This is a genomic window from Picosynechococcus sp. NKBG15041c (assembly GCF_055380235.1).
The window spans coordinates 952804-967004 of the sequence record NZ_AP040363.1; the positions used below are offsets into that span (position 1 = coordinate 952804).

Annotated in this window: 14 protein-coding genes; 7 read left to right on the forward strand and 7 right to left on the reverse strand. The window is 47.8% G+C overall.

Annotated features, from left to right (window positions below; genetic code table 11):
* Window positions 1–11: 11 nt before the first annotated feature.
* The 5 genes from nuoK to ACZ45B_RS04715 all read left to right on the forward strand — a co-directional run bounded on the left by nuoK (window position 12) and on the right by ACZ45B_RS04715 (window position 4573).
* Complete coding sequence (nuoK, locus tag ACZ45B_RS04695) at window positions 12–317, forward strand: NADH-quinone oxidoreductase subunit NuoK (protein WP_201766560.1); 306 nt, start codon at window positions 12–14, stop codon at window positions 315–317.
* Between the two features lie 247 nt (window positions 318–564).
* Complete coding sequence (locus tag ACZ45B_RS04700; RefSeq protein ID WP_024544678.1) at window positions 565–2031, forward strand: hypothetical protein; 1467 nt, start codon at window positions 565–567, stop codon at window positions 2029–2031.
* Window positions 2032–2138: 107 nt separating this feature from the next.
* A complete protein-coding gene (locus ACZ45B_RS04705; RefSeq protein WP_024544677.1) occupies window positions 2139–3302 on the forward strand; it encodes a cysteine desulfurase family protein in 1164 nt (387 codons plus the stop codon).
* A 14-nt stretch (window positions 3303–3316) separates the two neighbouring features.
* A complete protein-coding gene (locus ACZ45B_RS04710) occupies window positions 3317–3655 on the forward strand; it encodes a circadian clock KaiB family protein (protein ID WP_024544676.1) in 339 nt (112 codons plus the stop codon).
* A 69-nt stretch (window positions 3656–3724) separates the two neighbouring features.
* The gene (locus ACZ45B_RS04715; protein WP_029681618.1) at window positions 3725–4573 is read left to right on the forward strand and encodes an ABC transporter permease; all 849 of its coding nucleotides are present in this window, start codon (window positions 3725–3727) and stop codon (window positions 4571–4573) included.
* On the opposite strand, the gene ACZ45B_RS04720 is transcribed toward ACZ45B_RS04715, so the two are convergent.
* Entirely contained in the window at window positions 4570–5445 is an 876-nt protein-coding gene (locus tag ACZ45B_RS04720) for a lysophospholipid acyltransferase family protein (protein WP_024544674.1), read from the reverse strand. The two genes, ACZ45B_RS04715 and ACZ45B_RS04720, sit on opposite strands and share 4 nt — an antisense overlap.
* 83 nt (window positions 5446–5528) lie before the next feature.
* Here ACZ45B_RS04720 and ACZ45B_RS04725 point away from each other — a divergent pair, with 83 nt between their 5' ends.
* Together ACZ45B_RS04725 and ACZ45B_RS04730 are read left to right on the forward strand one after the other, a co-directional pair.
* Window positions 5529–6356: an SDR family oxidoreductase gene (locus tag ACZ45B_RS04725; protein ID WP_024544673.1), complete on the forward strand. Its 828-nt coding sequence runs from the start codon at window positions 5529–5531 to the stop codon at window positions 6354–6356.
* 43 nt (window positions 6357–6399) lie between these two features.
* A complete protein-coding gene (locus ACZ45B_RS04730) occupies window positions 6400–7218 on the forward strand; it encodes an EI24 domain-containing protein (RefSeq protein ID WP_024544672.1) in 819 nt (272 codons plus the stop codon).
* A 176-nt stretch (window positions 7219–7394) separates the two neighbouring features.
* On the opposite strand, the gene ACZ45B_RS04735 is transcribed toward ACZ45B_RS04730, so the two are convergent.
* From ACZ45B_RS04735 to ACZ45B_RS04760, 6 genes are all read right to left on the reverse strand, one after another.
* The gene (locus ACZ45B_RS04735; protein ID WP_038027711.1) at window positions 7395–8588 is read right to left on the reverse strand and encodes a hypothetical protein; all 1194 of its coding nucleotides are present in this window, start codon (window positions 8586–8588) and stop codon (window positions 7395–7397) included.
* Between the two features lie 197 nt (window positions 8589–8785).
* The gene (locus ACZ45B_RS04740; RefSeq protein ID WP_024544670.1) at window positions 8786–9031 is read right to left on the reverse strand and encodes a hypothetical protein; all 246 of its coding nucleotides are present in this window, start codon (window positions 9029–9031) and stop codon (window positions 8786–8788) included.
* Window positions 9015–9290, reverse strand: coding sequence for a BrnT family toxin (locus tag ACZ45B_RS04745; protein ID WP_024544669.1), 276 nt, complete (start codon window positions 9288–9290; stop codon window positions 9015–9017). The genes ACZ45B_RS04740 and ACZ45B_RS04745 overlap by 17 nt, the downstream gene beginning before the upstream one ends.
* A gap of 85 nt (window positions 9291–9375) precedes the next feature.
* Entirely contained in the window at window positions 9376–12390 is a 3015-nt protein-coding gene (pruA, locus tag ACZ45B_RS04750) for an L-glutamate gamma-semialdehyde dehydrogenase (protein ID WP_464675005.1), read from the reverse strand.
* 449 nt (window positions 12391–12839) lie between these two features.
* Complete coding sequence (gene queC / locus ACZ45B_RS04755; RefSeq protein WP_024544668.1) at window positions 12840–13529, reverse strand: 7-cyano-7-deazaguanine synthase QueC; 690 nt, start codon at window positions 13527–13529, stop codon at window positions 12840–12842.
* Window positions 13530–14132 (reverse strand): 7-carboxy-7-deazaguanine synthase QueE, encoded by a 603-nt coding sequence (locus ACZ45B_RS04760; RefSeq protein ID WP_029681616.1) that lies wholly within the window; start codon window positions 14130–14132, stop codon window positions 13530–13532.
* Window positions 14133–14201 lie beyond the last annotated feature (69 nt).

Genomic DNA, 14201 nt, shown 5'->3' on the forward strand with positions numbered 1-14201 from the left:
CACCCATGCAAATTCAACTTGAATATATTCTGATTCTTGCTGCTGCCCTTTTTTGCATCGGCATCTATGGTTTAGTCACGAGCCGTAACGCCGTCCGGGTTTTGATGTCCATTGAACTGTTGCTCAATTCGGTCAACCTCAACTTCATGGGCTTTTCTAACTTCCTTGACCCCGGAGAAATCAAAGGCCAAGTCTTCACTGTTTTTGTCCTTACCGTAGCTGCCGCCGAAGCCGCCGTGGGTTTAGCGATCATTCTGGCCATTTACCGGAACCGCAACACCATCGATATGGAGCAGTTCAACCTCCTGAAGTGGTAGAAAAGAAGCTTTCTAAACGTTAATAAACTTTATTTTTGCGAGAGGAACCAATGCATTGGTTCCTCTTTTTTTCTTTACAATTCATCAGGTTAGCAAATAATAACAAGCCGAATAAAAACTTTAACTTAACTGTCAAGGTCTTGAGATACCATGAAGACCACAGCAACACGGGCCATATTTTTTGTTGTCCGCTGCTGCATCGCGACCCTTGCTAGGCGATCGCGCTATAGAAATAAAGGAAAAATATATGGTTTCGACACTTTCTCCTCACACAACCCAATTACCCAACATTTGTGGTCAAGAGCAGGAAATTTCTCAGATTGTCAATCACACCGAAAAAATCTTCCTCGACCGGAGTGACCTTAATCTAGATCAAATCAATGCGGGGTTTGCCTGTGCCCTCCATATGCACCAGCCCACCATTCCCGCTGGGCCCGATGGCGCTTTGATCTGCAATCTGCAGCACATGATGGAGAACCCCCATGACGGTGATAACCACAATGCCTCGGTATTTGCCTGGTGCTATAGCCGCATGGGGGATTTTATCCCGGAGCTCGTCGAAGCTGGCTGCAGCCCCCGGATCATGCTGGACTATTCTGGAAATTTGCTCTGGGGTCTGAAGCAGATGGGGCGCGAGGATGTGTTGAATAATCTCAAGAAAATTACCACTGATGCTCGCTATCAACCCTATGTGGAATGGCTTGGGACCATGTGGAGCCATGCGGTGGCCCCCTCAACACCGATCCCGGATCTCAAACTCCAGATCCAAGCCTGGCAACATTACTTCGCTGAGATCTTTGGGGTGGAAGCCCTGAAGCGAGTTAAGGGGTTTTCGCCCCCAGAAATGCACCTCCCGAATCACCCAGACACCCTGTTTGAATACATCAAAGCCCTCAAGGAATGTGGCTATCGCTGGCTGTTGGTCCAGGAGCACTCCGTCGAACATCTTGATGGTTCTGGGTTGCACCATGACGAGAAGTATTTGCCCAATCGCTTGGTGGTGAAAAATTCCCGGAGCGAAGAGATTAGCATTACGGCCCTAATTAAAACCCAGGGCTCTGACACTAAGCTTGTGGCTCAAATGCAGCCCTACTATGAAGCAAAGAGCCGGGGTCGCCAGGAATTAGCCGGTCAATCTGTGCCCTGTCTAGTTTCTCAGATCGCTGATGGTGAAAATGGCGGCGTGATGATGAATGAGTTCCCTGGTGGTTACCTGCCCGCTTGGCACGACATCAAAAACGATGGCAGTGTGGCTGGATTTAACGGCACAGAATACCTGGAACTGCTGGATGCGAAGGGCATCAGCGAAGCAGATTACCCCGTTTGTCAGGCGGTGGGCCAGGCAAAAATTTGGGCTCGTCTTGCTGCTGAAAATCAAGAGGTTACCCCGGAAACGGTCAATCAGGCGATCGCCTACTTGAATGAACATGACCACCAGTTCCATGTGGATGGCGCTTCCTGGACCAACGACCTCAGTTGGGTCAAGGGCTATGAAAATGTCCTGGAGCCGATGAACGAACTGAGCGCCAAATTCCACGAAAAATATGACCGTCTAGTGGCTGAGGATCCCAGTGTGACGAAAACCGAGGCTTACCAACGGTCTTTGCTTTATCTGCTGTTAGTAGAAACCAGTTGTTTCCGCTATTGGGGTCAAGGTACCTGGACCGACTATGCCCGGAAGCTCTACGCCGACGGTCTGGCCAGCTTGGGTTAGAACCCAGCCGATAGAAATGAAATGGTTGCACTCCCCCGACCTGGGCCGGGGGAGTTTCCCTTAGGGGAAAGCGGTATCCTAAAAGAAGACTAAAGCGATCGCCCACCATGCAAATTTACCTTGATTACAGCGCCACAACCCCTCCTCACCCTTTGGTCCTCCAGCGGGTGCAGGCAGTTTGTACCGAGGGCTGGGGCAATCCTTCGAGTTTGCACAGTTGGGGAAACCGGGCCGCAACGCTCCTAGAAACAGCGCGGTGTCAGGTGGCCAGCTTGATTGGGGCCGCCAATCCCGATGAAATCGTGTTTACAGCGGGGGGCACAGAGGCAGACAACCTCGCTATTTTCGGTATTACCAGTCAATACCCAGAACCCCAACATCTGATCATTTCCCAGGTGGAACATCCGGCGATCGCCCGGGCCGCCGATACCCTTGAAGCCCAGGGCTGGCAAGTGACCCGCCTCGGCGTTGATGGTCAAGGACGCATTGCCCCAACGGATCTAGAACAGGCGATCCAAAGCAATACGGTTTTAATTTCGATCATCTATGGCCAGAGTGAAATTGGCACCATTCAACCCATCGCCGCACTGGGGGCGATCGCCAAAAAACATGGCATTTTATTCCACACCGATGCCGTCCAAGCCGTAGGCCGCATTCCCATCGATCTGCAAACCCTGCCGGTAGATCTCCTGTCCCTTTCGGGTCACAAAATCTATGGCCTCCAGGGGGCGGGGGCGCTATATGTGCGCGATGGCGTAGAACTCAAGCCTCAAATCTACGGCGGTGGTCAAGAAAGAAGCTTGCGCTCTGGAACCCAGAATTTACCTGGGATCGTCGCTTTGGGAACTGCGGCAGAACTAGCAGAACAGACCCTTCCAGAAGAATCTTTGCGTTTACTGATGATGCGGAATCAATTATTGCGCTTGGGGGCTAATCATGGTCATCTGCAAATTACCGGCGATTGTGACCAGCGTTTGCCTCACCATGTGAGCTTTGCCCTCCGTCAGGATTCTCCCTTGCTGGGCCTCACGGGGAAAGCTATTGTCCGCCAACTGAACCTGGCAGGCATTGCCATTAGTGCGGGATCCGCTTGCCACAGCGGGAAGTTAAACCCCAGTGCAATCCTCAAGGCAATTGGTTATGGCGATCGCCAAGCCCTTTCGGGGATTCGTCTCACCCTGGGTGCGCAAACCCAAACGGAAGATATAGAATGGACGACGATCGCCCTTCAACAAATTTTAGAACGGCAATACACCGCAGTCCTGGTCTAATCCCACCGAAATACATGGCTTCTGATTTTGCTAACGATCCATCCCCCAGACCGGATGCGGCTGCTCCGACCCATCATAAACAACATGAGTTTTATGTGCTTTACCTCTATGTTGCGGGTAGTAGCAGTAACTCCCGTTGGGCGATTAATGAATTAGAAAATATTTGCCAAGAATATCTCAGCGATCGCCACGAAATTCGGATTATTGATGTCTATGAGCATCCAGATTTAGCCGAATCAGAGCGGATCGTTGCGACCCCGACCTTGATCAAAAAATTACCGCCTCCCCTACGCAAATTTATTGGTGATCTTTCAGATCGAGAAAGTATCTTGATTGGCCTCGACATTTGGTAAAACCATAGGGTTAATACGCCCTAGCCGCTATACTGACAGACGTTCCGTTTCAAGATTCTGTGGGCTCTTATGGCAGGGGAAAATCCTGAGGTAAAACTTTCGCGGCGCTTGGCATTGGTGGGGATGATCATCACCCTGATTTTTGTGGCGATCGCCCTCGGCGCACCTTTATTTGAAAACCTAGGCTGGCTCAAGGATCCCCTCGATTCCCTCAGCTTTCCCATCCACACCGCTCCCAGTGGAGAACATTGGTTTGGGACTAGTCGCCAGGGTTATGATGTTTTTTCCCGCACCCTTTTCGGAACCCAGGCGGCCCTGAAGGTAGTGTTGTTAGCCACCAGCCTAAGCCTGATCATCGGTGTGCCCCTGGGGATGGTCAGCGGCTATTTTGGGGGCAAGGTCGATCGCCTGCTGTTGTTTTTGATGGATACGATTTATACCCTGCCGGGTCTGTTGCTGTCGGTGACCCTCGCCTTTGTGGTGGGGAAAGGGGTCATCAATGCGGCGATCGCCTTGAGCATTTCCTATGTGCCTCAGTATTTTCGGTTAGTCCGCAACCGCACCACCAGCGCCAAAACCGAACTGTTTATCGAAGCGGCCCAAGCGATGGGGGCAACACCGAGTCGCATTTTGTCGAAATATCTTTTTCGTAATGTGATTCAGAGCGTGCCGGTGCTGTTTACCCTCAATGCTGCCGATGCGATTTTGATTCTGGGGGGCTTGGGCTTTTTGGGTCTGGGGCTGCCCGATGGGACGCCGGAATGGGGCCATGATCTGCGCCTCGCCCTCGATGCTCTGCCGACGGGCATCTGGTGGACAGCACTGTTTCCGGGGTTGACCATGACCTTGATGGTGATGGGTTTGTCGCTACTAGGAGAAGGACTCAACGCTTGGCTCAATCCAGGCGATCGCCGTTAACTACATTCTTTTGGTTGAGATTCCACTTCGGTGATCAGTTGGTCTAGGGCCTGTTGCATTTCTGCTAAAACCTGTTGGTAACAGGCTTCCACATAGAGGCGATCGCCCGCTGCTTTCCGGCCAGACCTGTCAAAGCGAATTGGCGGACAAACCCTGGTGTACATTTTTGTGGGCAAAGGAAAATTAGGGAGGGGGCCAAAGGCAATGCCCCAGGGTAATCCGAGATAAACAGGAAATACCTCCGGGTCGATATTAAACAGCCAGGGTAAATTAAACGTTTTGAGAAATTTCTTCAGGGGTTCGTAAATATCGTCAATGACAAAAATGCTGTCGTGGGCGCCCCAGGAAATCAGCGGCACAATGGGCACACCCTGGCGGAGGGCCAGTTTAATAAAGCCCCGCCGCTCGGCAAAATAAATTTTGTTCCGGAGGACATGGGGTCGAAACACATCCTGGCCACCACCGGGATAAACCAGCACATTTGCCCCAGCTTTCAGGGCGGCGATCGCCATTTTTGGGTGCGCTTGCACAGCCCCGGTTTTCACGGCAATTTTTGCGAGTTCTGGGAAAGCTAACCAAATATTCGGGTGCATCAGGCCATAGGTGGGCCGCTCGACCCCAAAGCGCTGAAACCAGTCGTACATCATCATCCACATATCTGGCGCTGCGAGGCCGCCATTGTGGGAGCCCACCGCCAACACGGGCTCATCGGTGGGTAAATTTTCCCAACCGCTCGTTTCTACCCGAAAATAATACTTGTACAGCCACTCCCACAGGGGCAGCAAGCGCCGGATGGTTTCAGGGTCACGCCCAGCGAGGGACCACCCGTCCAATGGTGGATCTAGGGGCGGAAATGGCGGAAAAAGCTGCATAATTGGTGAAAAAAGGCGTTACAGTGCTTAAATTTATCGCGCTTAAAGATTATGACATGGTTTTTTGAGGAGGGTCTTTTCTGGTGAGAATTGCGATTATCGGTTGCGGCTACGTGGGCCGGGCGATCGCCCGACAATGGACAAAAGCAGGTCATCAGGTGAGCGTCACCACCACCACCCCAGAAAAAGTAGCTCAGTTGGCGGATCTTGCCCACCAGGTGAAGGTGCTCAAGGGCGATCAGCCGGAAGCGCTCCAGGAACTCTGTGAAGGCCAAGATGTCATTCTTGTAGCCGTTGGCTCAAAGGGGCGCACCGCAGAAAATTACCGTTTGGCTTATCTGAAAACTGCCCAAAATCTCGTCCAAGTCCTCGCCCATAATGACACCGTTAAGCAGGTGATCTACACCAGTAGCTATGCGATCGTCGGTAACCATGATGGCGCTTGGGTTGATGAAACGACCCTCGACAAGCCGCCCCATATTTTTGCGGAAATTCTTCTGGAAACAGAACAGGTCTTGCAGGCGATCGCCACTGATTTACGCCGGGTATGTATCCTCCGTTTGGGGGGGATTTATGGGCCAGGGCGAGAAATCAAGAAAATTTTTCAACGGGCCATGGGTCAAGTGCGCCCCGGCAATGGCAGCGAATATGGCAACTGGATTCACTTAGAAGATATTGTGGCGGCCCTTGAATTCGCCCAAGCGAAACAGTTGGACGGCCTCTTTAACCTCGTTGGCGATGAACCCCTGCCCCGGCGAGAATTATTGGCTCGCCTCGCGGCAAAATATGATTTACCTCCAGTGATCTGGGATCCTAGCCAACCTTCAGAGCGCCCCATGAATGTGCGGGTCTCGAACCGAAAGCTAAAAGATCTCGGTTTTGTCTGTCGTTATCCCACCATTGAAGTTTAGGGACTGTTAAAACCTGTAGGCGATCGCCTCAAGGAAATGCACTATGGCCATTGATTTTGTGCGGGGCGCCAGTTACCCCTTCCGGGCGGTGAGATTCCTCTCCCAGCATCCCCGGCTCTGGCAATATCTAGCGATCCCTCTGGGGTTGAATATCGTGATCGGCGGCCTCCTCTATTTTTTCTCCCTCCGCTGGGCTTGGGGTCAGGCGATCGCCAGTTATCGTTGGATCAATAGCGGCCTCACAAACCTCATTGATCGTCTCCCGGACTGGCTGCAATGGCTGGACTATGGTGCGAATGTGGCAGCGATTGGCGTTGGCTTTATTTTGATTACCGCCATTTTTATTGCCGTGGGGCTCATTCTTGTGCAGTTTGGCGTTGTTTTGGGGGCGCCTTGGTATGGCCAACTGTCAGAGCACATCGAAAAGCTGCGCACCAATCGCCTCGAAATCGTTGAAGTCGGCTTTTTCCGGGATATTGGCCGGGCAATTTTATTTGAACTCAAAAAGCTCATCTTGGTTTTGACCCTATCGCCATTCTTGTTTGGGGTAAATTTTCTGCCTGGCATCGGCAGTATTTTGTCTTCCTTTGGCGGGCTGACCCTGAGCATCACAATTATCTGTCTTGATTTTTTTGATGCACCCCTAGAGCGACGACGGCTGAGTTTTCGGCAAAAATTGCACCAGGTCTATCGGGCCTTGCCGGGCAGTGCGGGGTTTGGCCTCATGTGTTTGGGTTTAGTTAGCTTTCCTTTATTAAATTTGCTGACTATCCCTATCTGTGTGGCATCGGGAACGCTTTTTGTGTGCGATCGCCTGCTTTCTCAAGCAAATCTTGCTATTAATCCTGATGAAAGTCAGTAGTTTATTTTTTCAAAAGTAGTCTTGATAATTTTGCAATAGTTAAAATGCAGAACGTTAGCCTGATATTTTGCCTAAATATAAAAATCAACTGGCTGAGGCGATCGCCTTCATTTTTTTCATCACAAATAGGATGTATTAACGTAGTGTAATGCCTCAATCGCAACTGTATCTAAAGGTTATACGTCTTCCATATATTCTTTTGCGACAGAGCGAATACAAAAGCTTGTAAATTCTCGTAAATTACCTAGAGGAACCATCGGAACGGGAGAAATGACCCCGTTTTTATCTGAGGAGCTAATTTGTGGAATTATAGATCCTCCATATGATTTTGACGATAATTGTTTACCTACATGTAGATATTTAGAACGGAATTCATATAATTCTGAAACCATATTTCTTGCTGGTTCACCACAATATTTATGTATCAGATCTTTAACACATGAAGATATCTTATATTGGGTCTGTCCACATACTTTACACGTCTCTGAATTCGGCGCACCTATAAGAGATAAAACCTCTAAGCTTGACAAATATCTCACAACAGCAGTTTCGTGATAATTTTTGGAGGCTTGTAACCAAATTTCTCCTTGTTCTTCAGCGTAGCAAGCTGAATGAAAATGCTGACATGCAGATAGTAAATATCTAAAATTCTGATTACAGTTATTAGACAAAAAATATTTAATAATTGTTTGACACAAAGATGTTATGACTAACTTTTCGTTGACAATAGGGTGATCATCTATCCAATCAGAAGAGATTAGATTTTCATGATTATTGAGAATCTTTAGTTCAGGTAAATCTTTAATGATTTCAGGCTCTTTAGACTCAAAATATAAATTGGTAAAAGAAGATAATATATCAATGATAACATAACTCCTTTTTTTGAATTCTGATTTGGCATCAAGAGAATCAAATGCTTCTACAGACAATACCAAATCATTTGAAGGATAATTTTTTTTACTGTCAGTTATGTAGCAAATTGGTTCAATTTTATTTGCATAAAAAGACCGACCGTAAGCATGAGGATATCTAAAATTTGACTTCACCCAAAAAGAGCTTATTTTGGATTTTTCTGCTTTGCATAGACACTCTTTAAGTTTTAATAGATATTTATTTTCAAGGTTATGAATATTTTCAATTAATACACCTGTTATGATCTTACGTGTTTTATATGTCACACCAACTTTCAATGTATTTCCCAATCCGATATCTGGATATCCAAACCAAATTATTTTGTTTTTTCCATCTCTCCTGGGAGAAAACTGCCACTGAAGCTTGCCAAATTCTTTTCTGATTTCCGCCCAAAAAGCTCGAAGTAAAATATTGCTTTCTAATTCACTCTTAGGATTTTTGCTGAGTTGTATATGCATAAATTCCATGCCCAAAAAATAAAATCACACCTTTAAAATCATCAAAAATCTTGAATTATTCCTTATATTTCTTCAGAAGAAATAATCTTATTTTTGGAGTTGATTGTATTTATGTAATGAGCTTAGAGTTTTGACGCTAGACATTTTTTATTACATGACATGATTCGAGAAACCATGGTAGTTGATTTCTACAAAATTCATGAATTTTCTGGTGTATTTAACATTTGATCATGTAATTTCAAGGAATTTTGCTGAACCAGGCGCATTAATAAACGTAATCCTTCATTAACAGCACTTGAGTCAGGAAAAAGTTTAGCGACATCAGGTTCTAAATTGACCGTAACGGTCGGTTGTTTTCTTCCCTGTCCACGAGCCACAACGGTCATGTTGGTAAAATCATATTCAGGACGTAAGTCGTCATCCATTTCAGAGGTCTGATTCATAAGCCTTTCGTTCTTTACTGGTTGCCAGGCGGGCGCTGATGAGACGTGTAATATTTTCTCGTTCTGTATAAGCAACAACAAGCAACCTAGCCCTGGCTGATTCTCCCATTATAATAAATCGTTTTTCGTTGATTGAGTGGTCTATATCTTCAAAGATTAAAAATAAAGGATCGTCAAAGACAGAGGTTGCTTCATCAAAAGAGACTTGATGCTTCTCTAGGTTGATTTTGGATTTATTTTCATCCCAATCGAACAACATGGACGAGATCTAAAATAATTGATTCTAATTATTGTAGGTGATCGCCCTCCCACCTCATAGTAGAAGGACGATATACTTTTATGAATTAATCAACTCCTTCAATGGGTGCAAAACCTTGTCTTTGAACATTTTCTGTTACATGACGCGGTTCGAGGAATTGCAATAAATAATCAGGTCCCCCAGCCTTGGAGCCAACACCCGACATCTTGAAGCCACCAAACGGTTGACGCGAAACGATCGCCCCTGTAATTCCACGATTGATGTAGAGATTACCAACTTCAAAATCCTCCGTTGCCATGTCGATATGTTTGGGAGTGCGTGAATAAATACCACCTGTTAAAGCGTAGTCGGTACTGTTAGCAACTACTAAAGCTTCTTCAAAAGTTTTCACTTTAATCACTGCTAAAACGGGACCAAAAATCTCCTCTTGGGCAATAATATGATCCGCTTTTACATCAGTGAAAATCGTAGGCGAAACATAGAATCCGTTATCAGGAACTTCTGTTTCAAAGGCAACTTTTGATTGTTCCTTTGCCTTGAGAATATAGTCCTTGATTTTTGCTTGGGCAGAGCCATCAATCACAGGACCCATTTTGACGCTCGGATTATCAGTTTCACCGACTTGAATCGATTTCACCGCCTCCACCAAACGATCCACAAAAGTATCGTGAACGCTGTCCATCACAATGACCCGCGAACAGGCAGAACATTTTTGACCGCTATAGCCAAAGGCTGAATGCAGCACACCCGCAACGGCTTGATCGAGGTCGGCACTGGCATCGACGATGATGGCATTTTTGCCGCCCATCTCCGCAATGACGCGCTTCAAGTGTTTTTGACTGGGTTGCACGATCGCCGCATTAGCGTAGATATCACAGCCCACCTCGCGGGAACCCGTAAAGGCAATCAGATGGACATCGGGATGTTTGACCATCGCTGCGCCCACGGTGGAGCCACGCCCCGGCACGAATTGGAACACGCCCTTGGGAATACCCGCTTCCACAAGGATTTCAGCGATTTTTGCACCGATTACGCTAGAAGTTTCAGCAGGTTTTAACAGGGTGCAATTACCTGTCACCAGTGCCGCAACGGTCATTCCGGTCGCAATGGCAAAGGGGAAATTCCACGGAGAAATCACCAACGCAATGCCTCGCGGTTGATAGAAATAGCGGTTCGTTTCGCCTGCAACATCGTACTTTTTAAAGCCGCGCACCTGCGACAAATCATCGGCTTTCACGGTGTAGCCATTGTGCAAACGCTCCATTTCGTCGGCATAATAACGACAAAAATCGATCGCCTCGGACACTTCAGGATCCGCCTCCCGCAAAACTTTGCCCGTTTCCAGACAAATCCACGCATTCAACTCATGGCGACGCTGTTCCATAATGTCGGCGGCTTTGCGGAGCATATTGGCGCGTTCCGATACAGGCGTTTTCTTCCATGCGGGAAAGGCAGCCTTCGCAGCGGCGATCGCCTCCATGCCTTGCGTTTCGGAAATCAGCCCGACCTTACCGATTAATTCAGTCGAGCGGGACGGATTCACCGACTCAATAAAATTCTCCGGTTGCACATATTCGCCATTAATCAGCGGCAGATAGGTTTTGCCCAATTTTTCCTTAACGCGCATCAACGCATATTTGCCCTTGTCGCGCAGGTCGGAGTCGGCATAATCGGTGTTTGGCGCAGCTTTAAAAGTGATCGGACTGGCAGCAATATCATGAATGGTTGCATCTAAATTGCCTTGGGGTGGTGCAATTAATTCTTCAATTGGTCTTTCCTCCAGATTTTGCCGTAAAAAAGAACTATTTGCCGTATTTTCGAGCAATCGCCGAATCAGATACGCCATCCCCGGCAGAATTTTACCGTAGGGACAATAGACCCGCACGCGATGCCCCTGTTGCACCAACGCCTTCGCTAATTGGTCGCCCATGCCGTACAACACCTGACATTCAAAGCGACGACGGGGAATTTTTAGCTCGGTGGCGATCGCACAGGCTAGAGCCTGAGTCCGCACATTATGACTGGCGATCGCAGCATACAAATACTCGTGATTTTCCAAGAGCAACTGCACCATCCGCTCATAATTGATATCTGTTGCCTCTTTTTCGTTAAATACGGGCTGTTCCCAGTGATTTTGCAGTGCAGTAATGGTTTCTTGATCCCAGTACGCCCCCTTCACCAGACGCACCGTGACAGGCGTACCCCGTTTTTTCGCCCATTCAATCAAATTTTCCAGATCAGCGTAGGAATCCCGCAGATAGCCCTGCAACGTCATGCCGATATCACTGCGCGTCTTAAATTCTTCCTCCAGCAGCACCTCTTTCAAAATCGCCAGCGTCAGGGTTTTGTAGCTGTAATGCTCCATATCAAAATGCACCGCGACGCCCAATTCCTTCGCCTGCCGCAACAACAAGCGCACCCGATCTGCTACTGCTTCTTTACTACCCACCGGATCGAGGGGGTCAAACTGGGAATAAAACGCCGTCAACTTCACCGAAACTTGCACCTTGGGCAGATCCTCGCCATCCGCCTGATCAATCTGGGGCACCATTGACCAATGTTTTGCCTCTACCGCTAAATCTGTCATTAGATCAAGGTAGATCTGCTGATATTGCGCCGCTTCGGATTCTGTGATCACCGCTTCACCGAGCAGATCAATCGTAAAACCCATCTTCTCTTTACGGAGTTTTTCGATGGTTTTGAGTACTTGTTTGGTATTTTCGCCAGAGATATATTTAAATGCTAGAGTTTCCACTGCTTTACTAATGGTTGCTGCAGCAAGCTGAGCTGGTGGCGAATTCGACTCCGTAAAATTGAGAATATTTTTGAGTGTAGTGGGCAGTTCGACGGAGGATTCGCCTAGATACTGTTGGAGATGTTGGGCGATCGCCGTATTATCGGGCAGCGCAGGCAACGCATCAATGAACCGGAACAGCTGCACCCGTAAATGGGGATTACCCATCGTCCAACCGAGCAATTTATCATCTAGGCGCATTTGATCCTGTAATTTCGCCAAAAATGATCGTTTTTCCCGCGTTGCTGAGATTAACTCCCTGGCGATCGCCTGAGTTTTTGATTCGTAACTGCGTTGAGCATCCATAATCACGGCTTCGCTGTCCTAAAGGTGAGTCTGACATTTCATTTTAAGAAATTGCCCTAGCCGTAATTCTTTTGTTTGTCAGCATTTCAGTACTTAGTGAAGCAAAAAGAATAATTTGCGATCATCTAAATTAAAAGTTTTTCAAAAAATATCCCTCACAGGAGCATCGTCGAGGCAATGATATATGCGCGCTTAGAAACTGGGTATTAGAGTAAACATCAATAATTTTTAGTAATCTAAAGAACGTTAAAAGTAGATCTCATTGAGTCATGTTTACAGCGTAAATCGGCAATTCTAAATATAAAAAAGCAATATGTCAATGTAAATGATGAGTGTTTGCGATATTTCAAATAAAGTCTGGACCAAAGAAGTTATCTAATGATCCAGAGATTTATTTGCATAAAAAACCAACTTATCAACTAAAGCCTAAACGTCTGTCATTCATATTTTTAAAAACGATCACTGCTAGATCCTTTTTGGCTGGTCAACTCTGGATAGCCCGCTTTGATTAGGGCTTCATCCCGGATGCGGCAGGAGTCACACAGACCACAGGGATGGTCGCCGCCTTGGTAACAAGACCAGGTTTCAGCAATGGGGACACCGAGTTTAACTGCTTTTTGGATAATTTCTACCTTGGTATCGAGCACCAGGGGCGCAACCAGTTGGGGCGCATGGCCTTCGACACCCACCTTAGAAGATAGATCTGCCAATTTCTGGTAGGCAGCGAGGTACTCGGGGCGACAGTCAGGATAACCGGAATAGTCCACCGCATTGATCCCCAGGTAAATGGCTTCTGCCTGTTTTGCTTCGGCAAGGGATAAGGCGATCGCCAAAAAAACGGTATTCCGGCCAGGGACATAGGTGGAAGGAATTTCGCCAGTTTGGACACCTGTTTGGGGAATTGCTTGGTTGACATCGGTCAGGGAAGAACCACCCCACTGGGATAAATTCACATCCATGACGAAATGCTCCGTGATTCCCAGGTGTTCGGCGATGCGCTGGGCGGCGATCAATTCGCGACTGTGTTTTTGCCCATAGCGAAAGGAGAGGGCAATCACTTCATAGCCATCGGCGATCGCCTGGGCAGCGCTAGTGGCCGAATCTAAACCACCGGAGAGCAGAACAACGGCCCGTTTCATCTATTGCACCCCCAAAAATTTGTGGGTCTGGAGGCCAAGCCGCCATTCGGGGTGGGCCAGAATGTAGTTAAAAATCAGGCGCTGACTGGCGGGATTTTCCCATTGGGGCTGGAGATATTTGGGGACATCAGCCGCAATTTGTGCAGCTTGGGTTTCGGCCCATTGGAAATCTGTGGCTTGATCGATCACAACTTTTAATTCACTGACATGGTCATAAACCTCTGGCAGTGGTGCTTTAAAGGGCTTAGGGGAAAGGGTAATCCAGTCAAAATCACCACTGAGGGGATGGGCGCCGGAGGTTTCTAAATGCAGGGGGAAACCCATCGCTTTTAAACCCGTGGTGAGGGGGCCAAGATCATGCATTAAAGGTTCACCACCAGTGATCACAATAATTTTGGGTTGCGCTGCTGCCACCTGTTCTTTTAACTGAGCGACGGTAATCTGGGGATGGCGTTTGGGGTTCCAGGAAATTTTTGTGTCGCACCAGGGACAACCCACATCACACCCGGCAAGGCGAATGAAAAAAGCCGCTGTGCCAAACCAAAAGCCTTCCCCCTGGATCGAATGGAAGGTTTCCACGACGGGATAGGTGATGGATGCCATATCTAAGGGATCAACAGAATCAGACAAGGGTCGCGGTGCGGTATGAATGGCCATGGCCTTGGGCAACGG